Source organism: Paraburkholderia sp. CNPSo 3274 (assembly GCF_024206475.1).
Classification (GTDB): domain Bacteria; phylum Pseudomonadota; class Gammaproteobacteria; order Burkholderiales; family Burkholderiaceae; genus Paraburkholderia.
Genome location: NZ_JAMBPR010000021.1, coordinates 18,822 through 42,384, shown reverse-complemented (window position 1 = coordinate 42,384; position 23,563 = coordinate 18,822). Strand labels below are relative to the sequence as shown.

At 64.8% G+C, this 23,563-nt stretch carries 21 protein-coding genes; 5 read left to right on the top strand and 16 right to left on the bottom strand.

What is annotated here, in order from left to right:
• Positions 1-100: 100 nt before the first annotated feature.
• Positions 101-1,201 (bottom strand): polyamine ABC transporter substrate-binding protein, encoded by a 1,101-nt coding sequence (locus tag M3I54_RS16445; RefSeq protein WP_254337614.1) that lies wholly within the window; start codon positions 1,199-1,201, stop codon positions 101-103.
• A gap of 466 nt (positions 1,202-1,667) precedes the next feature.
• On the opposite strand from M3I54_RS16445, the gene M3I54_RS16440 reads away from it, so the two are divergent.
• On the top strand, positions 1,668-1,871 hold the full coding sequence (locus M3I54_RS16440) for a DUF1289 domain-containing protein (RefSeq protein ID WP_069265662.1): 204 nt from the start codon (positions 1,668-1,670) through the stop codon (positions 1,869-1,871).
• A gap of 59 nt (positions 1,872-1,930) precedes the next feature.
• Here the strand turns inward: M3I54_RS16440 and M3I54_RS16435 are convergent, their stop codons facing one another.
• The 5 genes from M3I54_RS16435 to M3I54_RS16415 all read right to left on the bottom strand — a co-directional run bounded on the left by M3I54_RS16435 (position 1,931) and on the right by M3I54_RS16415 (position 8,419).
• Complete coding sequence (locus M3I54_RS16435) at positions 1,931-2,575, bottom strand: OmpW family protein (protein WP_375542153.1); 645 nt, start codon at positions 2,573-2,575, stop codon at positions 1,931-1,933.
• Between the two features lie 82 nt (positions 2,576-2,657).
• Positions 2,658-3,848: a nitronate monooxygenase family protein gene (locus M3I54_RS16430; protein WP_254337612.1), complete on the bottom strand. Its 1,191-nt coding sequence runs from the start codon at positions 3,846-3,848 to the stop codon at positions 2,658-2,660.
• 165 nt (positions 3,849-4,013) lie between these two features.
• Positions 4,014-5,447, bottom strand: coding sequence for an aldehyde dehydrogenase family protein (locus tag M3I54_RS16425; RefSeq protein ID WP_254337610.1), 1,434 nt, complete (start codon positions 5,445-5,447; stop codon positions 4,014-4,016).
• Positions 5,448-5,737: 290 nt separating this feature from the next.
• Positions 5,738-7,330 (bottom strand): ABC-F family ATPase, encoded by a 1,593-nt coding sequence (locus M3I54_RS16420; protein ID WP_254337608.1) that lies wholly within the window; start codon positions 7,328-7,330, stop codon positions 5,738-5,740.
• A 189-nt stretch (positions 7,331-7,519) separates the two neighbouring features.
• Positions 7,520-8,419, bottom strand: coding sequence for an NAD(P)-dependent oxidoreductase (locus M3I54_RS16415; RefSeq protein WP_254337746.1), 900 nt, complete (start codon positions 8,417-8,419; stop codon positions 7,520-7,522).
• Positions 8,420-8,610: 191 nt separating this feature from the next.
• Between M3I54_RS16415 and M3I54_RS16410 the strand changes: the two genes are divergently transcribed.
• Positions 8,611-8,820, top strand: coding sequence for a dodecin (locus M3I54_RS16410; RefSeq protein WP_254337606.1), 210 nt, complete (start codon positions 8,611-8,613; stop codon positions 8,818-8,820).
• 182 nt (positions 8,821-9,002) lie between these two features.
• Here M3I54_RS16410 and M3I54_RS16405 read toward each other — a convergent pair whose 3' ends face one another.
• The 4 genes from M3I54_RS16405 to M3I54_RS16390 form a co-directional block, all read right to left on the bottom strand.
• Positions 9,003-10,088, bottom strand: a complete 1,086-nt coding sequence (locus M3I54_RS16405) for a BMP family ABC transporter substrate-binding protein (protein ID WP_254337604.1) — start codon at positions 10,086-10,088, stop codon at positions 9,003-9,005.
• Between the two features lie 119 nt (positions 10,089-10,207).
• Positions 10,208-11,137: an ABC transporter permease gene (locus M3I54_RS16400; RefSeq protein ID WP_254337602.1), complete on the bottom strand. Its 930-nt coding sequence runs from the start codon at positions 11,135-11,137 to the stop codon at positions 10,208-10,210.
• Positions 11,138-11,176: 39 nt separating this feature from the next.
• Positions 11,177-12,283: an ABC transporter permease gene (locus M3I54_RS16395; protein ID WP_254337600.1), complete on the bottom strand. Its 1,107-nt coding sequence runs from the start codon at positions 12,281-12,283 to the stop codon at positions 11,177-11,179.
• Between the two features lie 76 nt (positions 12,284-12,359).
• A complete protein-coding gene (locus tag M3I54_RS16390; RefSeq protein WP_254337598.1) occupies positions 12,360-13,988 on the bottom strand; it encodes an ABC transporter ATP-binding protein in 1,629 nt (542 codons plus the stop codon).
• 279 nt (positions 13,989-14,267) lie between these two features.
• Here M3I54_RS16390 and M3I54_RS16385 point away from each other — a divergent pair, with 279 nt between their 5' ends.
• Complete coding sequence (locus M3I54_RS16385; protein WP_028204018.1) at positions 14,268-15,200, top strand: LysR substrate-binding domain-containing protein; 933 nt, start codon at positions 14,268-14,270, stop codon at positions 15,198-15,200.
• A gap of 71 nt (positions 15,201-15,271) precedes the next feature.
• Here the strand turns inward: M3I54_RS16385 and M3I54_RS16380 are convergent, their stop codons facing one another.
• Positions 15,272-16,681: an 8-oxoguanine deaminase gene (locus tag M3I54_RS16380; RefSeq protein WP_254337596.1), complete on the bottom strand. Its 1,410-nt coding sequence runs from the start codon at positions 16,679-16,681 to the stop codon at positions 15,272-15,274.
• A gap of 578 nt (positions 16,682-17,259) precedes the next feature.
• On the opposite strand from M3I54_RS16380, the gene uraH reads away from it, so the two are divergent.
• On the top strand, positions 17,260-17,613 hold the full coding sequence (gene uraH, locus M3I54_RS16375; protein WP_254337594.1) for a hydroxyisourate hydrolase: 354 nt from the start codon (positions 17,260-17,262) through the stop codon (positions 17,611-17,613).
• Between the two features lie 213 nt (positions 17,614-17,826).
• Complete coding sequence (locus tag M3I54_RS16370) at positions 17,827-19,020, top strand: urate hydroxylase PuuD (RefSeq protein ID WP_254337592.1); 1,194 nt, start codon at positions 17,827-17,829, stop codon at positions 19,018-19,020.
• 373 nt (positions 19,021-19,393) lie between these two features.
• On the opposite strand, the gene M3I54_RS16365 is transcribed toward M3I54_RS16370, so the two are convergent.
• The 5 genes from M3I54_RS16365 to M3I54_RS16345 form a co-directional block, all read right to left on the bottom strand.
• Entirely contained in the window at positions 19,394-19,918 is a 525-nt protein-coding gene (locus M3I54_RS16365; protein ID WP_254337590.1) for an ureidoglycolate lyase, read from the bottom strand.
• An 18-nt stretch (positions 19,919-19,936) separates the two neighbouring features.
• The gene (alc, locus tag M3I54_RS16360; protein WP_254337588.1) at positions 19,937-20,947 is read right to left on the bottom strand and encodes an allantoicase; all 1,011 of its coding nucleotides are present in this window, start codon (positions 20,945-20,947) and stop codon (positions 19,937-19,939) included.
• Positions 20,948-21,028: 81 nt separating this feature from the next.
• Positions 21,029-21,550: a 2-oxo-4-hydroxy-4-carboxy-5-ureidoimidazoline decarboxylase gene (uraD, locus tag M3I54_RS16355; protein WP_254337586.1), complete on the bottom strand. Its 522-nt coding sequence runs from the start codon at positions 21,548-21,550 to the stop codon at positions 21,029-21,031.
• Positions 21,547-22,506, bottom strand: coding sequence for an allantoinase PuuE (puuE, locus tag M3I54_RS16350; RefSeq protein ID WP_254337584.1), 960 nt, complete (start codon positions 22,504-22,506; stop codon positions 21,547-21,549). Before puuE ends, uraD begins: the two co-directional genes overlap by 4 nt.
• A gap of 257 nt (positions 22,507-22,763) precedes the next feature.
• On the bottom strand, positions 22,764-23,552 hold the full coding sequence (locus tag M3I54_RS16345) for an aspartate/glutamate racemase family protein (protein ID WP_254337583.1): 789 nt from the start codon (positions 23,550-23,552) through the stop codon (positions 22,764-22,766).
• Positions 23,553-23,563 lie beyond the last annotated feature (11 nt).

Genomic DNA, 23,563 nt, shown 5'->3' with positions numbered 1-23,563 from the left:
TTTCTGCGTGAATGCTGGACGGGGTTGACGAACAAAGCCCCCGGCATCGTGCCGAGGGCTCGGGGTAAAACAGGATCGAATATCAACCGCTGCGAGCGCGTCAGCGGCCCGACTTGAACTCGGTCCACAGACGTGTCTGCAGGCGCTGGATCTCAGGCGGCAGCGGCTTGAGCAGGAACAGCGTCTTCAGGACCTCGGGCGGCGGGTACACGGCCGGGTCGTTGGCGATGTCCTTGTCCACATACTTGCGCGCTTCCGCGTTCGCGCTCGGGTAGTAGACCGCATTCGTGATCGCGGCGTGGACCTGCGGCGTCTCGATGTAGTTGATCCATTCGTTCGCGGCTTCCTTGTGCTGCGCATCCTTCGGGATGGTCATCACGTCAAACCAGATCGGCGCGCCGCCCTTCGGGATGTAGTACTCGATCTTGTAGGGCTTCTTCGCGTCGATGGCGCGGTGCTTGGCGATCACGACGTCGCCTGACCAGCCGTACGCGAAGCAGATGTCGCCGCCCACGAGGTCGTTGATGTAGCCCGACGAGTTGAACTGCGTGATGTACGGGCGGATCTTCTTCATCATCGCGAGCGCGGCGCGATAATCGTCCGGGTTCGTCGAGAGCGGATCACGGCCGATGTAGTGCAGCGCGGCCGCGAACATCTGGTCAGGCGCGTCGAGCAGGGACACGCCACAGGCTTTCAGCTTCGAAATGTTCTCGGGCTTGAAGAGGATGTCCCAGTTGTCGAGCGGCACATTCTTGCCGAGGATCTGCTGCGCCTTTGTGACGTTATAGGCGAGACCCGTCGTGCCGTACGCCCAGGGCACCGCGTACTTGTTGCCCGGATCCGCGCCGGCGACGAGCGCCATCAGCTGCGGATCGAGATACTTGAGGTTGGGGATCTTCGACTTGTCCAGCGGCGCGAAAATGCCGGCGGCGATCTGCTTGCCCGCGTAATTGCTGGTCGGCACGACGATGTCGTAGCCCGAGTTGCCCGCGAGCAGCTTCGCCTGGAGCGTGTCGTCGCTATCGTAGTTGTCGTACTTGACCTGAATACCGCTCTGCTTCGTGAAGTTCGGAATCGTGTCCTTGGCGATGTAATCGGACCAGTTGTACACGTTCAGCTGCGTGTCCTTCGCCACCGACGTCATCCACGGCGCCGCGCACAGTGCGAGCGCGGCCAGTTGCGCCACAACCCCTTTCTTCATCCCGTTCTCCGATCCTGACCGGCACCTGCCGGCTGCCTGCCTCGCTTCGTGCCGTGCTTCGTATCGCTTGTGCACGGCTCCCCTGACTTTCCCAAAACCTACCATCAAACCCGCCCGGCAAGAAATAAAACGCGGGCGTGTCGCGCAAACGGAACATGGGCCATGGAACAACGGCAAGCCACGCGCGGACGGTAAATCGCGCGCAATTTTAGCCGTTTCACGGGCCGTGTCCACAAAAAACCGCTCCAGTGGCGCATGCGCGCGACGGCCTGCTACCGGCGGGGCACGGCGCCACCCTTCACCTTGCTATCGCCTTGCAGTGGTCTGGCCGATTCATCGCGCATCGCACGTCGCCGCGGCTCGCATGAAGGTGCGGGCGGCCACCCCGCTCCGTATCGGTTAACATAGCGGCGTTTCGTACCGAAGCCGGCGCGCGCGACGCCCGGCCACGCCCCAAGGCTCTTCAATGGCATCCAATCTCCACGACCTCCCCGACAGCCCGTGCATCGGTGTGTGCTCGACACTCTTCGACGACGTCTGCAAGGGCTGCGGGCGCACCGCCGTGGAAGTCTCCAACTGGGTCTTTCTGAGCGACGAGGAAAAGCGCGCCGTGTGGGAGCGCATCGAGCGCGACGGCACCGCCATGCGCTTCCAGAAAGACCGCGCCTGAACACGAATAAAAAACGCCGGACAAGCCGGCGTTCGAAAAAGCGGTGGTCAAGCGATCGATCAGAACTTCATGCCGACGCCCAGACCCACCACGAGCGGATCGATATGCAACGTGCCGAGAGACGTGCCAGCCAGCGACGCGTCGGTGTGCATCCAGATCTTCTTGATGTCCGCGTTCACGAAGATGCGCTTCGTCACCTGGAAGTCGATGCCGAACTGCAGCGCCGGACCCCAGCTGTGGTTATCGATGGAAACCGACTGCCCGCCTGCGTGCAGCCCGTTGTTGTAGAACAGCGTGTAGTTGATGCCCGCACCCACGTACGGCCGCACCCTACCCGCGTTGTTGAAGTGATACTGCAGCAGCAGCGTAGGCGGCAGCACGCCCACGCCGCCGAGCGCACCGATATTCGACGTCACCTGGTTGCGCGACGTGCCGAGAATCAGCTCGACGCCGATATTGTTGGTCGCCATGTAGGTGAAGTCGACTTCGGGCACGATGGCGTTGTTCACGTCCGCGCCAATCGCACCGAGCGTACCGTTGCCGCGCGCGTCCGGCGCGATCTCGATCGCGCGCAGGCGCACCAGCCAGTCTCCCGCGTAAATGCCCGAGTCGGGCGAACCGGCCGCGCTGGCCGGCACTGCCAGGCAGGCCGCGCCCATAGTGAGCGCGGCAGTTGCCGCTACCTTTCTAATTGCTTTATACATCGATAATCCCCGTGTCTGTAGGTCCAGCCTTTGAAGGCCTACAAATTGTCAGAGACGGGGTCTGGCGCCGTTTTGATGCTTATCAAGCCAGTGCGAAGGCTGCGCGTTGTGCGACCGCAGGTCGCGCCGCGCCGGTCAGCAGCAACTCCAGCAGGTCGCGGACACTGCGGATCGCATTGCCGAACGGCAACGCTTCACGGCCGCGGAAGAACAAGCCGTTCGCGACGTCGCCACGCAACGCCGCAGCGAGGCGCGTGTCGATGCAGAAGTGGCCGAATTTCTCGATGCCGTCGCGCAGCCCGCAGGCAGAAAGACATTCGAGACCGGTTGGGCAAGCAAGCTTGAGCGAGCCGATCTTGGTGCGAATACGTGACTCGTTGCGCAGGTAACGTTCGAGCCACGGCGTTTTCACCGCGCGTGCGGGCAGGCCCGTCACGCTCACGAACTCGACGATGTCTTCAGGCTTCGCGTCGGCGAGCACGCGCTTGAATTCGGGGTGCGCGTCGCCCTCCTCGGTCACCGCGAACGGCGTGCCGACCTGCACGCCGTTCGCGCCCGCCTCTAGCCATTTGCGCACGGCCTCGTGGCTGTTGATGCCGCCCGCCACGACGAGCGGCACGTCACGCCGCGAAATGCCGAGCGTGGCATAGACGCCTTCGAGTTCCTCGAAGATCTGCGTGAAACCGAAGCGCTCGTTGCCCATATCGGCGATGTCGGTCACGCCGAGGTGGCCGCCCGCGTAGGCAGGATGCTCGATCACGATGGCGTCGGGCAGGCGGCCCTTCTTCATCCACTTCTTGAGCACGAGCGCGACGCCGCGCGCGTCGGACAGGATCGGTACGAGCGCGATATCCACGCCCGCCGTGAGGTCGGGCAGATCGAGCGGCAAGCCAGCGCCCATGACGATGGCGTCGGCGCCGTGCTCACAGGCGGCGCGCACGTAGTCGGCATGGGCGTTTACCGCCTTCATGACGTTCACGGCGATCATGCCGTTGCCGCCTGCCAGCTTGCGTGCCGCCGCGATCTCGCGGCCGAGCGCGATGAGGTTCGCGCGAGCGAGCGTTTCGTGCCGCGGGTCCGCGCGGCACATGTCCATGAGATCGCTGTGATGATGGCGCAGGTCGATGCTCGCGATCGTGCCGAGCGCGCCTTCACGGGCGACACTGCCAGCAAGCCGGTGTGCCGAAATGCCGACACCCATGCCGCCCTGCACGACGGGCAGGAGTTGACGGCCGCGAATCTGGAGCGGAGCGAAGGAGTGTCCAGGAAACATGTTGTGCTCTGTCGATGACAAAGCGCCTATGGTCGCGCGTACCCCACATAAGACATTGACGTACATCAAACAAAAACGCGGACTTCTGTGAAGAAATCCGCGTTTATGACTTGCATCAACACGTCGCACTAAAAGATTTGCGATAGCGCGCGACGAGATGCCTCATCAGCCCTTCGGCACCTTGAACTGCATCGACTTGTATTCCAGGTACTCCTCGAGGCCGTAGGCGCCGTTTTCGCGACCGTGTCCCGACTGCTTGAAGCCGCCGAAGGGCGCGGCCATGTTCCAGGTGCCCCCGTTGATATCGATCTGGCCCGTGCGGATACGGCGCGCCACGCGCATCGCGCGCTCGTCGCTGCCGGCCCAGACCGCGCCGCCGAGGCCGTAAAGCGAGTCGTTGGCGATCGCCACGGCGTCGTCTTCGTCCTTCGCCGTGAGGATCGTCAGCACCGGGCCGAAGATCTCTTCCTGGGCGATGGCCGCGTCGCGCGGCACGCGGCCGAACACGGTCGGCTTCACGAAGAAGCCCTGCGTCACGCCTTCCGGCATGCCGGGGCCGCCCGTCACGAGTTCGGCGCCGTCGGCCATGCCGCGCTCGATGTACTGCAGCACGCGCTCCTGCTGCACTTTCGAGGCGAGCGGGCCGAGCTTCGCTTTCTCGTCGCGCGGATCGCCCACCTTGAACGCCTCGGCGGCCTGCTTCGCGAGGTCTCGCGCTTCTTCGTAACGCGACTCCGGCACGATCATCCGCGTATGGGCCGAGCAGGTCTGCCCCGAGTTGAGGAAGCACGCGCCCACCGTGCCTTTCACGGCGGCTGCGAAGTCGGCGTCGTCGAGCACGACGGAGGCCGATTTCCCGCCCAGCTCCAACGCGACGCGCTTGACCGTGGCCGACGCGACTTCCGACACGCGTTTGCCCGCACGCGTCGAGCCGGTGAACGACACCATGTCGACGTCCGGATGACGCGCGAGCACCTCGCCCACCACCGGACCGTAGCCCGTCACGAGGTTGAACACGCCCGCGGGCAGCCCGGCTTCGTGGATGGCCTCGGCGAGCACGAATGCGTTGAGCGGCGCGATCTCGGAAGGCTTGAGCACGACGGTGCAGCCAGCGGCGAGCGCGGCGGCGACCTTGAGCGTGATCTGGTTGAGCGGATAGTTCCACGGCGTGATGGCCGCGACGACGCCCACCGGTTCGCGCACGACGAGCGAGTTGCCCACGCGCTCCTCGTACTGGAACTCGCTTGCGAGCTGCGCGTAAGCGCCCCAGTTGTAGACCGGGCCACCCACCTGGATCGCGCGCGCGAGTTTGAGCGGCATGCCGACTTCGCCTGCGATCAGCTGCGCGAGTTCGTCGGTACGGGCTTTGAGGTTGTCGGCGATTTTCTGCAGATACGCTCCGCGCTCGGCGGCGGGCGTCGCGGCCCAGCCGTCGAAGGCGGCGCGCGCGGCGGCCACGGCTGCTTCGGCATCGGCTTCGATGCCCTCGGGGATGCGGCCCATCACCGCCTCGGTGCCCGAGTCGATCACGTCGATCGTGCCCTTGCCTTGCGGGGCGACCCATTGGCCGTTGATGTAGAACTGCGCGTAGTTGTTCATGGGTGTTCCTCCTGTCGGTCGATGGCAGTTTGCGCTTCAGCTGTCGCCCGGAGTTAGTGCTTTAGCACTTACTCCGGGCTCATGCAGAGCACTTACTGCCATCCCATGCAAAGCTCCGTGTTCGTTTGCCATTTCATCGCGGCGCTCGCCGCGGCGACAGTGCATTCTAACGTGGTTGACGCATACGTAAAGCGGGCGCGCAGTGGGCGGAGGCACGCGGGCCAAAAACAAAACGGGCGACGCTCACGCGCCGCCCGTTTTCATTTCACGCTTCGATCAGCGATCGAAACTCAATGCAGCCCCTGGCTAGCCAGGAAGTCTTCGTAGTTGCCGCTGTAGTCCTTGACCGCGCCATCGGCTTTCACCTCGATGATGCGGTTGGCGAGGCCGTTCACGAACTCACGGTCGTGGGACACGAAAATGAGCGTGCCTTCGAACTTTTCGAGCGCGATCTGCAGCGACTCGATCGACTCCATGTCCATGTGGTTCGTGGGCTCGTCCATGAGCAGCACGTTGTGGCGGCCGAGCATCAGCTTGCCCCAGATCATGCGGCCCTTCTCGCCACCCGATAATACCTTCACCGACTTCCTGATGTCGTCCGCATTGAAGAGCAGACGGCCCAGCGTGCCGCGCACCGACTGCTCGTCGTCGCCCTCCTGACGGTACTGGTCGATCCAGTCCATCAGCGTGACGTCGGCCGGGAACTCTTCGTACGTGTCCTGCGGCATGTAGCCCACGTTCGCGTTCTCCGCCCACTTCACCGAGCCGTTATCGACGGCCAGGTTGCCGAGCAGCGAGCGCAGCAGCGTGGTCTTGCCCGCGCCGTTCTCGCCGATGATCGCGATGCGCTCGCCCGGCTGCACGCTGATGCTGAGCTTGTTGAAGATGCGGCGCTCGTACGTCTTCGTGATCTCTTCCGCGACCACGACGATGTTGTGCAGCTTCTTTTCGAACTCGAAGCGGATGAACGGGTTCTGTCGCGACGAAGGCTTGAATTCCTCGATCTTGATCTTGTCGATCATCTTCAGGCGGCTGGTGGCCTGACGCGCCTTCGACTTGTTCGCCGAGAAGCGGCGCACGAAGTCCTGCAGATCGGCCACGCGCTCCTTCGCCTTGGCGTTGGCGTTGGCCTGACGCTCGCGCGCCTGCGCCGAAGCGAGCATGTAGTCGTCGTAGTTGCCCGGGTAGATCTTGAGCGTGCCGTAATCCATGTCCGCCATGTGCGTGCAGACCTGGTTCAGGAAGTGTCGATCGTGGGAGATGATGATCATCGTCGAGTTGTACTCGTTGAGCACATCTTCCAGCCAGCGGATCGAGTTGATGTCGAGGTTGTTGGTCGGTTCGTCGAGCAGCAGCACATCGGGCTTCGAGAACAGCGCCTGCGCGAGCAGCACGCGCAGCTTCCAGCCCGGCGCCACGCCGCTCATCGGCCCATTGTGGAAGTCCGTGCCGATGCCGATGCCCAGCAGCAGTTCGCCCGCGCGCGCTTCGGCCGTGTAGCCGTCGTACTCGGCGAACTTCGCTTCGAGTTCGGCGGCATGCATGTAGTCGTCGTCGGTGGCTTCGGGGTTCGCGTAGATCGCGTCGCGCTCGGTCATCGCGGCCCACATTTCGGTATGGCCCATCATGACGACGTCGAGCACGCGCACGTCTTCGTACGCGAACTGGTCCTGGCGCAGCTTGCCCAGACGCACGTTCGGCTCGAGCATGACGTTGCCCGAACTCTGCTCGAGATCCCCACCGAGGATCTTCATGAACGTGGATTTGCCGCAACCGTTCGCGCCGATCAGGCCATAGCGGTTGCCTTCGCCGAATTTGACCGAGATGTTCTCGAACAAGGGCTTCGGCCCGAATTGCATGGTGATGTTGGCGGTAGAGAGCACAGCGCGTCCCGGTAAGTAGATCGACGAAAAACCTGTAATTTTAGCAGGTTATGCCACTTCACGCGCGAGTTTCAGCCGCGCGGACAGCCCGGCTCCGCCCAGCATGACACGGCAAGAAGTGAGGAATGTGAAGGCCGCCGTGCGCGCCGGTTACAACGGGGCCGCATCGCCTGCACGTGCTCGATCCGCTCAGGTTTCGTCGGTGCGCGGCGTCTGCAACACGTCGATGAAGCCCGAAAAATCGGCCTGCGCGAGGCCCATGGCTGCACCCAGACGCAGCAATTGCTGGACCGTGCCCGAGACAGGCATGGGCGTGCCGGTCTGCGCGGCCGCTGCTGCGATCGTGTCCACGTCTTTCTGGAACGTTTTAAGCGCGCCGATGGATTCGAACCCGTCTTGCGTCATGCGCGGCACGAACGTGCGCAACAACGTCGAATCGGCCCAGCCGCCCGCAAGCGCTTCGGGCAGCTTCGCCGCATCGATACCGCTGCGGCGCGCGAGGCTCACCGCTTCGGCAATCGCAGCGACCGTGGCCGTGACGATGGCCTGGTTGCACAGCTTGGTGGTCTGGCCCGCACCCACGCCACCCATATGGGTCACGCGCGCCGCATAGGCGCCGAGGATCGGCGTAATGGCTTCGACGTCGGCTGTTGCACCGCCCGCCATGATCGCCAGCGTGCCGTTCTGCGCGCCCGCCACGCCGCCCGAAACCGGCGCGTCGATCCAACCCACGCCGAACGCCGCCGCGCGCTCTGCGAGCCTGCGCGTCGCGTCAGGAGGAATGCTCGAATGATCGACGATGCGCCGCACGCGCACGCTCTCGCCGGGCGCACCGGCCAAAAGCCCGTGTTCGCCGAACACCACCTGCTGGACCGCCGCCGCATCGGCGACGCACAGCAACACCACGTCGGCCTCGCGCGCCAGCTCGTTGGGCGTCGCGGCCACTTGCGCGCCGTCGCCAATCAGCGCCTCGGCCTTCGCCGGCGTGCGGTTCCACACGCGCACCGCGTGCCCGGCGTGCAGCAAATGACGGATCATCGGCGCGCCCATCAGCCCCGGTCCGCAAAAACCCAATACCTGTCCGTCCATCTCGTTCGTCTCCTGTCGCTCGCCGTTGCGTTCTAGCGCCTGCAATACGGGCACGTTGAATGCTCGTTTTCGCGAGAGGCGCCGTGATAACCGGCGCCGGGCTTCTCTCATCTTTGCCCTTGCGCCCCGGTCCGTTACCTATACTCGATTGACGCGCCGACGCCGCGCGCCCCCCACGAGGAGACACTGCCATGAACGACCACGTCTACAAGCAGATCGAACTTACCGGCTCGTCCAAGGAGTCCAGCGACGACGCCATTCGTTGCGCCATCGCGCGGGCGTCGAAGACGCTGCGCCACCTGCACTGGTTCGAGGTCGTGGAAACCCGCGGCCTGATCGAAAACGACCAGGTCTCGCACTGGCAGGTCACGATCAAGGTGGGTATACGCCTTGACGACTGACGCGGCGCGGCTTCGCGCCGCGTCGGCGCCAGATCTTTGCGGACGGCCATCAAGGCAAAACGGCTGCGCGAGCCTCGCAGGCTACCCGCAGCCGTTTCGCGTACGCACGTCGAAATCGTACGAAGAATGCACTCGCACCCGCGCCGTCGCCGTGTCAGGCGGCGCGAGCGCCCGACTCATGCTTACTTCGGCAGCGAGCCGTCCACGCCTTCGACGTACCAGTTCAGGCGTTGCAGTTCCGGGTCGGTCAGCGTCTTGCCGGCCGGGATCTTGACTGCGCCCGTCTGATCCTTGATCGGGCCCGAGAAGACGTCCCACTTGCCGCTCGCGATCTGTTCGCGCTTCGCGGCGACGGCCTTTTGCGCGTCGGCCGAAAGCTCAGACGTGTTGACGTCGCCGAGATCGACGGCCTTTTGCGGAATGCCCCACCACACGGGGTCATTCTTCCACTTGCCATCGAGCACCTGCTGGATCGCAGCGACGTAGTACACGCCCCAGTTCGCCTCGACCGAGCCCAGGTGCGCGTGCGGCCCGAACTTCTTCATGTTCGAATCCCAGCCGAACGCGTGGACTTTTTTCTCTTCGGCGGTGGCGAGCGTGGCGCTCGAATCGGTGTTTTGCAGCAGCACGTCGGCGCCCTGGCCGATCAGCGTTTCGGCGGCCTGCTTCTCCTTGCCCGGATCGAACCAGCTATTGATCCAGATGACCTTGGTGTGCACCTTCGGATTCACCGAGCGCGCGCCGAGCGTGTACGCATTGATGTTGCGCACGACCTCGGGAATCGGCACCGAGGCGACGAAGCCGAGCGTGTTGGTCTTCGTCGCGTAACCCGCCGCGACGCCCGCGAGATACGCGCCCTGATACATGCGCACGTCATAGGTGCCGAAGTTCGGCGCCTTCTTGTAGCCCGTTGCGTGCAGGAACACGGTGTCCGGGAAATCCTTCGCCACCTTCAGCTGGAAGTCCTGATAACCGAAGCTCGTGCCGAAGATGATCTTGTTGCCCTTGTTCGCGAGATCGCGGAACACGCGTTCCGAATCCGCCGATTCCGGCACGTTTTCCACGCGCGTGATCTTGATCTTGTTGCCGAACTTCTGCTCGGCGACCTTCGAGCCCTGATCGTGCGCGAAAGTCCAGCCGGCATCGCCCGGATTGCCGAGATAGACGAACGCGACGCCCGGCGCGTCGGCGGCGTGGGCCGCTGGCGCGAGGGCCGCCGTGCCGCACGTGGCGGCGACGGCGAAAGCGGTCAGGATGGTTTTTTTCATCGTGGATCTCCTGTCGTGGATGGGGAACTGCGAGCGTTCAAGGCGTGTTGGTTAGCATTCCGGACAAATGGCCCTGCCTGGGCGGCCCCACCTGGGCGGCCCCACCTAGGCGGCCCCACCTAGGCGGCCCCAAAGAACGGCTTGCCGAGCGAAGCCGGCGCGTTCAGGCGGATCGTGTTCGGGTTGCGCGAAATGAGCACGAGCACGACGATCGTCGCGACGTACGGCAGCATGGCCAGGAACTGCGTGGGCACCGGCACGCCTACGGCCTGCGCATAGAACTGCGCGCCCGTGACCGCGCCAAAGAGCAGCGCGCCGATCAGGAGGCGCCCCGGCCGCCAGGTCGCGAACACGACGAGCGCGAGCGCGATCCAGCCACGCCCTGCCGTGATCTGCTCTTGCCACAAATGCAGTTGCACCACGGAGTAGTAGCTGCCCGCGAGGCCTGCCATCGCGCCGCCGAAGGCCGTTGCGCCATAGCGCACGCCGATCACGGGAAAGCCCACCGAATGCGCGACCTGCGGCGACTCGCCCACCGAGCGCAGCACGAGCCCGGCGCGCGTGCGATAGAGGAACCAGCCGACGACGGCAAACATGATGAATGCGAGGTAGTCGACAGGCGTGAGGCTAAAAAACGCTTGCCCGACGACGGGCAGTTGCGAGAGCCCCGGAATCGGCCACGCTGAGATGGTCGCCGACGTGGCGGCCGAGGTGTACGGCTTGCCGACATACGCCGAAAGCCCGACGCCGAAGATCGTGAGCGAGAGGCCCGTTGCGACCTGGTTGGCCAGCATGGTGAGCACGAGAAAACCGAACAGCAACGCCATCACAACACCGGCGGCCATGCCCGCAACGAGGCCGAGCCATGGGCTGCCGCTAATGGTCGTGACCGCGTAGCCCGTGACGGCGCCCATCAGCATCATGCCTTCCACGCCGAGGTTGAGCACGCCCGACTTCTCTGTGACGAGTTCGCCCACGCCCGCGAACATGAGCGGAATGGCGGCGGTGACGGCGCTCGAGGCGAGTGAACTGGCTTGCTGGATATCCATGTCGTGTGGCCCGTTTGGTTGTTCTCTGGATTGCGCTGATCAGCTCGCAACCGCGACCGGATGACGGCGGCGCACGCGATAGTTCACGAAGAGGTCCGCGCCGAGCAGGCAGAAGAGCAGCAGCCCCTGGAACACGCCGGAAAGCGCCTGCGGCAATTGCAGCGATGTCTGCACGGCTTCGCCGCCCAGGTAGAGCAGCGCCATCAAGAGGCTCGCGAGCACGATGCCGACCGGATGCAGACGCCCCACGAACACAACGATGATCGCCGTGAAGCCGTAGCCCGGCGACCACGTCGCTTGCAGTTGGCCAATGGGGCCGGCAATCTCGCCCATGCCCGCGAGCCCCGCGAGGCCACCGGAAAGCAGCAGCGACGTCCAGATCGTCTTTTTCTCCGAGAAGCCCGCATAGCGCGCAGCGAGCGGCGCGAGCCCGCCCACGCTCATGCGATAGCCCGCGAAGCTGCGGCGCATGAAGAGCCACACGAGCGGAATGGCCGCAAGCGTAACGAAAATAGATGCGTTCAGGCGCGTGCCGCGCAGCCAGTGGATGCGCCAGTCGCCGCCGAAGGTCGGATAGAGCGCGTCGCCGCTGAACATTTCGGAGAGCGGAAAGTTCATGCCTTGCGGGTCGCGCCACGGACCGCTTACGAGCCAGATCAACAGTTGCGTGGCGACGTAGGTGAGCATCAGGCTCGTGAGTATCTCGTTGGTGTTGAAGCGGCTCTTGAGCCACGCGGGAATCGCCGCCCACGCCATGCCGCCCAGCACGCCCGCGAACATCATCAGGACGAGGATCCACCAGCCCGTGGCTTGATCGAAATAGATCGCCACGCCGCTCGCCGCGATACCGCCCAGCACCATCTGCCCTTCCGCGCCGATGTTCCACACGTTGGCGCGATATCCCGCCGCGAGACCGAGCGCGATCAGGCATAGCGGCGAGGCCTTGAGCAAGAGCTCGGACCAGCCGTTGACGCTCGACAGCGGTTCGATGAAGAACGCGTGCATCGCCTGCAAGGGATCGCGGCCCACGAGGCCGAAGATCAGGAAGCCGATGGCGAGCGTAAGCAGCGCCGCAATGAGCGGCACGGCGATGCGCACCGTGCGCGACGGCGTCGTGCGGGCTTCGAGTCGGTACGGGAAGATCATGGTCGTGAAGTCGTTGGTCTGTCTCGGGTGGTTGATGTGCGTTCGCGCGCCGTTGCCTGTCGTTATGTGTCGCCTATCATGCGTTCGCTACGGTCTGCGCGGGCGGCTCGCCGTTGGGCCGGCCACCGCCGTCTCCACGATCCGAGCGCTCGCCGAAGAGCCCCGCCATCCAGCGGCCGATTTCCTCGGCGTTCGTCTCGCCGGTCAAACGCGCGGGTGACAGGCGTCCGCCCGCGAGCACCGCAATGCGGTCGCAGATGTCGAACAGCTCCTCCAGTTCCTCCGAGATCACGAGTATCGCCACGCCGCGCGCCGAAAGATCGAGCAACTCCTGGCGAATGAATGCGGCCGCGCCTACGTCCACGCCCCAGGTGGGCTGCGCGACCACGAGCACCTTCGGCGCCTGGAGAATCTCGCGCCCCACGATGTACTTCTGCAGATTGCCGCCCGAGAGGCTTTGCGCGAGCGCGTCCGGGCCGCCGCAGCGCACATCGAACGCGCCGATGCAGCGCTCGGCGAACGCGCGCATCGCGCCGGTCTTGAGCCAGCCCGAGCGCACCATGCCTTCGCGGTGTGCCGTGAGCAAGGCGTTTTCGGCAAGCGACATGGCCGGGACCGCGCCGCGCCCAAGCCGCTCCTCCGGCACGAATGCGAAGCCGAGCTTTCGGCGCGCCCCGGCCGAAAGGCGTCCTGCGGGCTTGCCGCAAATCTTGACGGCATCGGCGCTCACACCGTGGCGGGCCGCTTGCGCCTCGCCGGAGAGCGCGGCGAGCAATTCCGCCTGGCCGTTGCCCGAGACGCCGGCGACACCGAGTATCTCGCCCGCGTGCACGCTGAACGAAACGTCGTTGAGCGACGTGCCGAACGGGTCGTCGCTCGGCATCGACAGATGCTTCGCTTCGAGCAGCACGTCGCCGGGCGCGTGCGCGCGCCGCGTGTAGTCGGGCAGGTCGCGCCCGACCATCAACCGCGCGAGCGACGCATGCGTTTCTTCGCGCGGAATGACGTGGCCTGTGACCTTGCCGCCACGCAGCACGGTGGCCGTATCGCAAAGCTCCTGGATTTCGTCGAGCTTGTGACTGATATAGAGAATGCTGCAGCCTTCGGAAGCCAGACGCCGCAGCGTGCCGAACAGCTTGCGCACCGCTTGCGGCGTGAGCACCGAAGTCGGTTCGTCCATGATCAACAGACGCGGATTCTGCAGCAGGCAGCGCACGATCTCCACGCGCTGACGCTCGCCCACCGTGAGGCTATGCACGTGGCGCTGCGGATCGACATCGAGGCCGTATTGCGCCGACACCTCGCGAATACGCTTGCCGAGCGTTTTCAGGTCGAACGGTTCGTCGAGCGAGAGCGCGATGTTCTCGCCAACGGTCAGCGTTTCGAACAACGAAAAATGCTGGAACACCATGCCGATGCCGAGCTTGCGCGCCGCAGCCGGATTCGCGATTTCAACGGCGTGGCCTTCCCAGCGGATCTCGCCCGCGTCCGGGCGCACCGCGCCGTAGACGATCTTCATGAGCGTGCTCTTGCCCGCGCCGTTCTCGCCGAGCAAGGCGTGAATTTCGCCAGGCGCGACCGAGAGCGTGACATCGTCGTTCGCGCGCACCGCCGGGTACTGCTTCGTGATGCCGGCAAGCGCGAGGCGCGGCACACCGCTGCCGTGTTGCTCAAGCGTTGCCTGACGTGAAGAAGAATCGCCCATGGAGGTTCCGCCGTTGTACGTTATTGCTGTCCGATAACCGTTTGACGCTTGCCACCGCGCGCGAGACGTAGTGCGCTGGTCGTGCGCCGCGGTGCGGGGGTGACGATACCTGTTAGCCCTGTGAAGGTCGAGCCGCCAAAATTCGCTGTTGCCTCGCTGCACGGGCGACGCGGCGCGAGCCTCGGGGTAAGCCTCGCTTGACGCCACTTTTTGTCCATATTAAAAACGATATACCCCCAAGCCTCATCGATCAGCCAGAACATATAATTCGGAGAATTCATGAGTCAGCAACGCGAGGCGATCGACACGTACCTCTTGCGCGTCTTGCACACGCTTCTGATGGAGCGCAGCGTGACACGCGCGGCCGTCAAGCTCAATCAGTCCCAGCCCGCAATCAGCGCGGCGCTGCGGCGTCTGCGCGACATCACCGGCGACCCGCTCCTCGTGCGCGGCAAGTCCGGCATGGTGCCGACCGAGTACGGCCTGCGCCTGCTCGAACCCGTCCAGAACGCGCTGCGCGAGATCGAGCGCATCCGCTTTCAGCAGCACAATTTCGATCCGGCCACGTCCATCCGCTGTTACCGGATTGGCTGTCCTGATTATCTGAACGTCCTGTTCGTGCCGACCGTGGTCGAGCGCTTTCGCCAGGCCGCGCCCAACGCCACGCTCGAGTTTCACTCGCTCGGGCCCGCGTTCGACTACGAACTCGCGCTCGAGGAAGGCAAGCTCGATATCGTTATCGGCAACTGGCCCGAGCCGCCCGAACAGTTGCACCTCTCGAACCTGTTTGTCGACCAGATCGTCTGCCTGATGAGCAACGCGCACCCGTTCGCCAAGCGCGGCGGGCTCACGCTCGACCAGTATCTGAACGCGCCACATCTCGCGCCCACGCCCTATTCCGTGGGCCAACGCGGCGCCATCGACGTGCACCTCGCGCGCGAGCGCCTCAAGCGCCACGTGGTCGTCACGCTCCCGTACTTCAATCTCGCGCCCTACGTGCTCGTGAAGTCGGACCTGGTCTTCACGACCACGCGCCTTTTCGCCGACCACTATGCGCGCTTCCTGCCGCTTACGGTCGTGCCCGCGCCGCTCGACTTCCCGCCGATGCAGTACTACCAGTTGTGGCACGAACGCTGTCATTACTCGGACGAAGTACGCTGGTTACGCAGCCTCATCGCCGAAGCGACGAAGACGCTGATCAACAAGCCTTGAGTAGCACGGCCGCACGTTGCTGCGGCCGCCTGACCTTTTCAACACGCCTGTGCGTTGCGCGCTTGCCTGCCTCAGCGCGCCATCTGCACGAGTTGTGCCGCGAGCCGGTTATGCCGCTCGATGACCGGCCCAAGCTCCACCGTCTGCACCACGCCCTCCTTCACGACCACGCGCCCGCCGATCACGCTCAGCGCGACCTGTGAGGGTGCGCAGAATACGAGCGCCGCGACCGGATCGTGCAGCGCTCCCGCGAACAGCGGCTGGCGCAGGTCGAACGCCACGAAGTCGGCCGCCATGCCGGGTGCGAGCGCGCCAATGTCGTCGCGGCCCAGCACCTGCGCGCCGCCCAGCGTCGCGATTTCGAGCGCTTCGCGCGCCGTCATGGCATCCGGTCCGAAGCCCACGCGCGCGAGCAGCATGGCCTGGCGCGCCTCGGCCACCATCTGCGCGCCGTCGTTCGACGCCGAGCCATCCACGCCGAGCCCAACCGGCACGCCAGCGAGGCGCATCTTTTTCACGGGCGCGATACCCGAGGCGAGCCGCATGTTCGAGCACGGGCAATGCGCGACGCCGGTGCCGGTCCGGCCGAACAATCCAATGCCGTGGTCGTCGAGCTGTACGCAGTGCGCATGCCATACGTCGCGGCCCACCCAGCCGAGGTCCTCGGCGTATTCGGCGGGCGTCATGCCGAACTTTTCGCGGCTGTAAGCAATGTCGTTGACGTTCTCGGCGAGATGCGTGTGCATCGACACGCCGTAATGCCGCGCGAGCACCGCCGATTCGCGCATCAGGTCGCGGCTCACCGAGAACGGCGAGCATGGCGCCACAACGACGCGCAGCATCGCGTACCGGCCCTCGTCGTGATACGTCTCGATGAGGCGCTGCGTGTCGGCGAGAATCGCGTCCTCGCGCTCGACCACGGAATCCGGCGGCAAGCCGCCGTCTTTCTGGCCGACGCTCATGCTGCCGCGGCTCGCGTGAAAGCGCATGCCGATGTGTTGCGCCGCGCGAATGCTGTCGTCGAGGCGGCTGCCATTCGGATAGATGTACAGATGATCGCTGGACGTCGTGCAGCCCGAGAGCAGCAACTCCGCCATCGCGGTGAGCGTGGAGACCTCGATCATCTCGGGCGTGAGGTTCGCCCACACCTTGTAGAGATTGGTGAGCCAGCCGAACAGTTCGGCATCCTGCGCGGCCGGCACGGCGCGCGTGAGGCTCTGGTACATGTGGTGGTGCGTATTGACGAGCCCCGGCGTCACGAGGTGGCCGCTGGCGTCGATCACCTCGTCTGCCGTGGCGGGCAGTTCCGCCGTCGGGCCGACCGCGACGATGCGGTTGCCTTCGACGTAGAGGCCGCCGCCGCGAATCTCGCGGCGCGCGCCATCCATCGTCACCAGCATGTCGGCGTTTTTCACCAGCAACGTCTTGCCAGGCTTTTGCGGGTCTTGCGGGTTTTGCCGCTGCGCGAGTGTGCGTTCCATCGTCCTTGTTCGCTCCGTTGTCGTGCCGCCGCGAGCCTTGGCCATTCCTTCGGACTCGCGCACGGCGTGTGAACCAGACGCCCTCGCCTCGCCCGCCGGCCTCGCCGGTCGCCCAGGCGCCCGGTGCCGACGCGTCCCGACGAGGACGCCGCTGGCCCGGTTACCCGGCGTCCACCGCCGTCTTCGGGACGCGCAGCACGCGCTGCGCATGGCCTCTACGATCCGCAACCAAAATAGTCGTGGCAATTCGCGCCGCTGCGATACCCACATTTACACCACGCATATAAAGGTCGATTTTTGGCGTCGCTACGATACAAACAAGGGTCGCCTGAATCCAGGGCGCAATGAGCGACGGCACCCAGGGCTCACCCTCATGCGCGAAGCTTTATCTTTCCTATCGCTCGCGCCCGCCGGGTCCGATCGTTCTTAAAATGCGTTCACGGCGCTCGCTTCGATCCGCCGACGGGTATGTAGCCACTGACGTGGAGCCTCGATCCGCCGCAATGCATCATGCATGGGATCGAGAGCTGCCGCTGAAACCTCGCAATCGCACCAGGCACTCACAAGGAAAACTGCGAATGGGCAAGCTGACTACCCACGTGCTCGACACCGCGAACGGCCGTCCCGGCGCGGGCATCAAGGTCGAGCTCTTTGCGCTCTCGGGCGACGCGCGCTGCGCGCTCAAGACCGTCACCACCAATGACGACGGCCGCTGCGATGCGCCGCTGCTCGAGGGCGAAGCACTCGCCAAAGGCGAATACGAACTCGTGTTCCATGCTGGCGACTATTTCGCCGCTCTCGGCACGAACGTGCCCGAGCCGCGCTTCGTCGACCGCGTGGTGCTGCGCTTCGGCATCGCCGACGCCGGTTCGCACTACCACGTGCCGCTACTCGTTTCGCCCTGGTCGTACAGCACCTATCGGGGCAGCTGAGCGACAACCGGGCGGCGACCGCAACACATTCTCATAGGGCATTCCGGGCAATCTTCCAGCCCGATTCATCAAGCCCAAGGCCATACGAACAACAACGGCAGCGCGGCAGCGCAAGGGTCGTCCAGCGGCCCCTACGCTACGCGGCGCGCTCATACCCCGCAGTTAGCGCATGCGTTCAGCGCGCGCGCAATGCATCAGGACTGGAGACGTTTCATGGAAGGCTTTATTACCGATTGGCTGAACCTCGCACTGCGCTGGTTCCATGTCATCGCGGCGATCGCCTGGATTGGCGAGTCGTTCTATTTCGTCGCGCTCGACAACAGCCTCAAACCGCCGACGGACCCGAACCAGCGTCGCCGCGGCGTGTTCGGCGAACTGTGGCACGTGCACGGCGGCGGTTTCTACAACATGCAGAAGTACACCGTGGCGCCGCCCGAAATGCCCGACGACCTCCACTGGTCGAAGTGGCCGTCGTACACCACGTGGCTCTCGGGCGCGTCGCTCTTCACGGTGCTCTACCTCATGGCGCCGAACACGTATCTCATCGACAAGAACGTGCTCGACATGGGTCCGGTCGTCGCGATCTTCTCGGCGCTCGGCTTTCTCGCAGCGGGCTGGATCGTCTATGACTCACTGTGCCGCGTGCTCGGCAGCAAAGACAAGCTGCTGGGCGTGTGCGTGGGCATCTATGTCGTGATCGCCGCCTACCTCGCGTGCCACATCTTCTCGGGCCGCGCCGCGTACCTCATCATGGGCGCGATGCTCGCGACGATCATGTCGGCCAACGTGTTCTTCGTCATCATCCCGGGCCAGCGCAAGATGGTCGCCGCGATGCTCAAGGGCGAAGTGCCGAATCCGATCTACGGCAAGCGCGGCAAGCAGCGCTCGGTGCACAACACGTATTTCACGCTGCCCGTCGTGTTCGCGATGCTCTCGAACCACTACGCGATGACCTACGCGCACGCCTACAACTGGGCCGTGCTCGTGGTGATCATGCTGGCTGGCGCGCTGATTCGTCAGTTCTTCGTGATGCGTCATCGCGGCCAGCAACTCTGGTATCTGCCGATCGGCGGCGTGGCGCTGATGTTCGTCGCGCTGGTGTGGACGCTGCCGCGCCCGGTCGTGCCGCAGGCCGAAGCCGCGAACGCGCCGTCGGTGAAGGTCGCCGATATCCAGCCGATCCTGCAGCAACGCTGCGCCTCCTGTCACTCGGCCCACCCGACGCTGATGGGTGCCGCACCAGCGGGCGTGATGTTCGATACACCCGATGAGATTTCGCAGAACGCGCAGCGGCTGTATCAGCAGGCTGTGACGCTCAAGGCGATGCCGCTTGGCAACGTCACGCACATGACCGACGACGAGCGGCAGAAGATCGCCGCCTGGTTCCAGGGCGGTGCGAAGCAATGACGTAGTTGGCAGCGCGAGGGATTTGCATCGCGCTGCGTGAGCTGCGACTGGAAGGACCCGAAGTGCGATGCGCTTCGGGTCCTTTCGCTTTTGGTACGGCCTTTGCTGAGGGGCTTGCGCGTTGGGCGGCTGAGCGCGGGAGATGGCGGATCGGCATCAGGCTTCGAGGCGTATGACGCGAGCCTCGCGACCTGGCCCGATCGAAGCATCGAGGCGTCGCACACAGTCATGCATGACTCGCCATGTTTTACGGCGCCCTGAGCAGCCGGCTTGACCAGGGCCACCGCCCTACTTCATACGCCAAACGCAAAAAAAGCCACGGCCTCGGCCGCGGCTTTTCCTACTGATGCGTACTGCTGAGTAATTCCGTGAATCAGCGCATCGCGGCCTTCATCGCTTCTTCCGTCAACCAGAGCGACTCCGGCAGATCCTGCTCGTTGAGATTGAGCCCATCGCCACCGCGATCGACGACGATGAAATCGCTCACCTCGCCCAACGCGATCAGCGGATGATGCCAAACGCCCTTCGCATAATTCACGCCCTGCCAGCCGCGCGAAACGAAAGTGCGAATCTGCGTGACGTCCAGTTCGCCTACCGGCGCGACCACCACGAGATAAGGCTTGTCGTTGAGCGGCAGGAACGCCTGGCTGCCCAGCGGATGCCGTTCGAGCATCTTCACTTCGAACGGCAGTTCGCGCGGCTGCCCGCGAAAAAGATTCACGAGCGTGCGGCCGCCGTCGTCGGTCACATCCACTTTCGCGAGATCGTGAAAGCGGATGGTCGTGCCTAGATTGATCGGAATCTGCTTCGCGCCCGCGAGCTCGATCACGTCGCCGAAGGGCGCGAACGCCTCGGGCGTGAGCGGCTCGATGGTAAGCGTCGTCCTTGTTTCACTCATGATGGCCTCGTCAGCGTATCAGGCGAGCGTGCCCCAGAGGCGTACACGCGAAACGCCGCCGTCCGGGATGATGTTGAAGCGCACGTGCGTAACCGGGCCGAGCGCCGCGAGCTCGCTTTCGTAGTAGTGCTGCTTGTCCATCTGCAGCTTCTGCTCGCCGAGCAGCACCGGCCAGAACATGGCCTGGGTCACGAGCGAGCTGTCCGTGCCGCCCACCACGCGCGCGGCCTGGAACGAGCAGCGGTCGGGGTAGTTGCCCTTGAAGTGCGCCGTATCGACTTCGATCTTCTTGATGATGCCCGGCTGCGCGAGCGCGATGATCGCCCAGTCGTTGCCAGGTTCCCGGCGGCGGCGCGTTTCCCAGCCGTCGCCCATGTTCACGCCGCGGCCCGGCATGAGCAGCGTGGAGGCCATGCCAAAGTGCTGGTTGTTCGCGCCAACGAGGTACGCGCCGTTTTCCATCGCGGCCAGGTCGAACAGTTCGGTACGGCTCGCGCCCGCCCAGTCCACTTGCGGCTGGCCGTACACGCGCAGACGCGCGATGCCGCCATCGGGATAGATATTCACGCGCAGATGCGTGTACGGCTTGTCGCTCGACACTTCCACGTAATGGTGGCTATTGCCGTTCAACGACGTCGAGGGAACGATCTCCGTCCATTGCGTCGCGGCAGCGGGTGCGCCATCGGCCACATACGCGCCCTCCACCGATGCCGCCGGCGGGTAGTTGCCCGTGAAGTGGCTCGTGTCGATATCGAGGCCCTTGATGACGCCGGGGCGCGCGAGCTTCACGATGCACCAGTCAGAGCCGGTCGTGCGCTTGCGGCGCGTTTCCCAGCCGTCCATCCACTTGCCGTGTTCATCATACTTGCCCGGAATAAAGACGGCCGGCTCCGGATTGAGCATGCGATCCTTCGGCGCGAAGAAGTCGTCGCTCGCCTCGAGCGCCTGCGCGCCCAGGCGCGGGTCCGCGAGATTCACGAAGCGGCGCGTGAAATCGGGGGCGTTGGGATCGAGAGTCGGGAGTGCCATCGTTGTCTTCCTTCGTGTCTTTTCTGTAGATCAAAACGGCGCTGCGCCCTCTCGCGAAAAGCCGGGGGGCGCATCGCCACGTTACGCGTCGATCAGTTCGTCCAACCTGAAGCGCGCAATGCGGTAAATCTGGTCGAGGCTCGCGCGCATTTCATCGGCGCGGCTGTTGTTCACGCGCGCCTCGAAGTTCGCGATGATGCCGTGGCGGTCATAGCCTCGCACCGCGAGAATGAATGGGAATCCGAACTTCTCGCGATACGCGCCATTGAGCGCGACCAGCTTGTCGAACTCTTCCTGCGTGCACTGATTCAGACCCGCACCGCTTTGCTCGCGCGTGGATTCGGCGGTCAGTTCGCCGCGCACGGCGGCCTTGCCCGCAAGCTCCGGGTGGGCGTTGATGAGCGCAAGCTGCTGCGCCTCGCCCGAGGTTTCCACGGCCTGCGACATGGTGCGATGCAGCGCGTCGATGCTCGCAAACGGGCGCTGCTGCGCGGCCGCAACGGCTACCCAGGGCGAGTGCTCGAAAATGCCCGAAAGCGCCGCCACGAAGGCGTCGACCGAGGCTTGATTCAGCTGTTCGAGGGTGTAGTGCATTGCCTTCATGCGGCGGCCCCGCGGTGGTCGTTCTGTTGCGGTTGATAGGGATGATGCTCGCGCCAGTGGCGCGCGATGTCCACGCGCCGCGTGACCCACACGCGCTCGTGTGTTTCGATGTGATCGAGAAAGCGCTGCAGCGCGCGAAAACGCCCAGGGCGCCCGAGCAGCCGGCAGTGCATGCCGATCGAGAGCATCTTCGGCGCTTCGGCGCCTTCTTCGTAGAGCACGTCGAAAGCGTCGCGCAAATAGGTGAAGAAGTGGTCCGCCGTGTTGAAGCCTTGGGGCGACGCGAAACGCATGTCGTTCGTGTCGAGCGTGTACGGCACGATCAGTTGCGGCACCGACTTGCCGCCTGTGACCTCCACGTCCATCCAGAACGGCAGGTCGTCGCCGTAGTAATCGGAGTCGTAGAGGAAGCCGCCATACTCGGCCACCAGGCGATGCGTGTTGGGGCTGTCGCGCCCGGTGTACCAGCCCAGCGGGCGCACGCCCGTCACGCGCTCGATCGCTTCCATGCCGAGCTTCATATGCTCGGCCTCCCTGGCAGGCGAGACGTCCTGGTAGTGAATCCAGCGATAACCGTGGCACGCGATCTCGTGGCCCAACTCGACGAACGCGCGCGCGACTTCGGGGTGACGCTCGATCGCCATACCCACGCCGAACACGGTGAGCGGCAGGCCGCGCTTTTCGAATTCGCGCAGGATGCGCCACACGCCCGCGCGCGAGCCATATTCGTAGATCGACTCCATGCTCATGTGCCGCGCGGGATACGATGCGGCGCCCACGATTTCGGAGAGGAACTGCTCGGAGCCGGGGTCGCCGTGCAGAACACAGTTTTCGCCGCCCTCTTCGTAGTTGAGCACGAACTGCACCGCGACGCGCGCCTGACCGGGCCAGTTGGCCTGCACCGGATACCGGCCATAACCGATCAGATCGCGGGGATATTGGGGATCGAGTGGCATGCTGGTCGAATCAATCGAATAGAGAGGATGAAACGAAATATCCGCGTAACGGCGAGGCGCCGTGAAGCGGCCGCCGGCGCTGCTTTGCAGGCCCGACGGACGGTCCGCGCAACCTGCTTACAGGACCGGACCAGTGTAGCGAAATCACCCGTACGCGCCCATACGCACGCTCAGATAGTACGGGTCAAGCGAGGTGTATGTGGCCGCCCGACCTGGCGTCAGCCGGGCGGCCATCTCCGCTTGGACGCGTTGCGCGTTTACCCGTAGCGCAGCGGCCGCACGGGCGGCGGCGTTTCCGTGACTGGTGCGGGATTCGCCGGGCTGAAACGCGCGAAGTCGCCGTCGTAACGCTTGGCGAGCGGCCGCGCGAAGTCGCCGCGCTTGGCGGTCGTGAGGCGCAGCGCGACGAGCGCCTCCACCCATTTCACGGCGGCCGTCACGCCGTCGACCACAGGCACGCCGAGCGCGTCCTCCACCTGCGCGCACAAGTTCGTCATGCCCGCGCAACCGAGCACGATCGCGTCCGCGCCATCTTCTTCGAGCGCGCGGCGGCACTCGTCGACGATCGCGCGGCGCGCGGCCGATCCCGGTTCATCGAGTTCGAGCACGGCCACGTCGATCGCGCGCACGTTGCGGCAAAAACGCGTCATGCCGTAGCGCTCGGCAAGGTGCCAGGCCATTGCGCGCGTGCGCGAGAGCGTCGTCACGACCGAGAAGCCCGGCGCGAGCACGCTCGCCGCATGCATCGCGGCTTCCGCGATGCCCACGACGGGCCCGCGCGCCAACTCGCGCGCCGCGTAAAGGCCCGGGTCTCCAAAGCACGCGATCACGTAGCCGTCGAAGCCTTCGCGCTCGCCCGCCTCCACTTCGGCGAGCAGGCCGGGCGTAGCGAGCGCCTCGTCGTAATAGCCTTCGATCGACGGCGGGCCCATCGGCGGGCTCACAGCCACCACCTCCGTGCCCGGTGCGATCACGGCGCGCGCGCACTGCTCCATCGCGGCGGTCATGCGCAGCGTGGTGTTCGGATTGATCAATTTGATGCGCATTTCGATTCCTT

Excerpts from the sequence above, each read along its gene's own strand:
- M3I54_RS16445 (WP_254337614.1), bottom strand. The coding sequence starts at position 1,201 with ATGAAGAAAGGGGTTGTGGCGCAACTGGCCGCGCTCGCACTGTGCGCG.
- M3I54_RS16440 (WP_069265662.1), top strand. The coding sequence starts at position 1,668 with ATGGCATCCAATCTCCACGACCTCCCCGACAGCCCGTGCATCGGTGTG.
- M3I54_RS16435 (WP_375542153.1), bottom strand. The coding sequence starts at position 2,575 with ATGTATAAAGCAATTAGAAAGGTAGCGGCAACTGCCGCGCTCACTATG.
- M3I54_RS16430 (WP_254337612.1), bottom strand. The coding sequence starts at position 3,848 with ATGTTTCCTGGACACTCCTTCGCTCCGCTCCAGATTCGCGGCCGTCAA.
- M3I54_RS16425 (WP_254337610.1), bottom strand. The coding sequence starts at position 5,447 with ATGAACAACTACGCGCAGTTCTACATCAACGGCCAATGGGTCGCCCCG.
- M3I54_RS16415 (WP_254337746.1), bottom strand. The coding sequence starts at position 8,419 with ATGGACGGACAGGTATTGGGTTTTTGCGGACCGGGGCTGATGGGCGCG.
- M3I54_RS16410 (WP_254337606.1), top strand. The coding sequence starts at position 8,611 with ATGAACGACCACGTCTACAAGCAGATCGAACTTACCGGCTCGTCCAAG.
- M3I54_RS16405 (WP_254337604.1), bottom strand. The coding sequence starts at position 10,088 with ATGAAAAAAACCATCCTGACCGCTTTCGCCGTCGCCGCCACGTGCGGC.
- M3I54_RS16400 (WP_254337602.1), bottom strand. The coding sequence starts at position 11,137 with ATGGATATCCAGCAAGCCAGTTCACTCGCCTCGAGCGCCGTCACCGCC.
- M3I54_RS16395 (WP_254337600.1), bottom strand. The coding sequence starts at position 12,283 with ATGATCTTCCCGTACCGACTCGAAGCCCGCACGACGCCGTCGCGCACG.
- M3I54_RS16390 (WP_254337598.1), bottom strand. The coding sequence starts at position 13,988 with ATGGGCGATTCTTCTTCACGTCAGGCAACGCTTGAGCAACACGGCAGC.
- M3I54_RS16385 (WP_028204018.1), top strand. The coding sequence starts at position 14,268 with ATGAGTCAGCAACGCGAGGCGATCGACACGTACCTCTTGCGCGTCTTG.
- M3I54_RS16380 (WP_254337596.1), bottom strand. The coding sequence starts at position 16,681 with ATGGAACGCACACTCGCGCAGCGGCAAAACCCGCAAGACCCGCAAAAG.
- uraH (WP_254337594.1), top strand. The coding sequence starts at position 17,260 with ATGGGCAAGCTGACTACCCACGTGCTCGACACCGCGAACGGCCGTCCC.
- M3I54_RS16370 (WP_254337592.1), top strand. The coding sequence starts at position 17,827 with ATGGAAGGCTTTATTACCGATTGGCTGAACCTCGCACTGCGCTGGTTC.
- M3I54_RS16365 (WP_254337590.1), bottom strand. The coding sequence starts at position 19,918 with ATGAGTGAAACAAGGACGACGCTTACCATCGAGCCGCTCACGCCCGAG.
- alc (WP_254337588.1), bottom strand. The coding sequence starts at position 20,947 with ATGGCACTCCCGACTCTCGATCCCAACGCCCCCGATTTCACGCGCCGC.
- uraD (WP_254337586.1), bottom strand. The coding sequence starts at position 21,550 with ATGAAGGCAATGCACTACACCCTCGAACAGCTGAATCAAGCCTCGGTC.
- puuE (WP_254337584.1), bottom strand. The coding sequence starts at position 22,506 with ATGCCACTCGATCCCCAATATCCCCGCGATCTGATCGGTTATGGCCGG.
- M3I54_RS16345 (WP_254337583.1), bottom strand. The coding sequence starts at position 23,552 with ATGCGCATCAAATTGATCAATCCGAACACCACGCTGCGCATGACCGCC.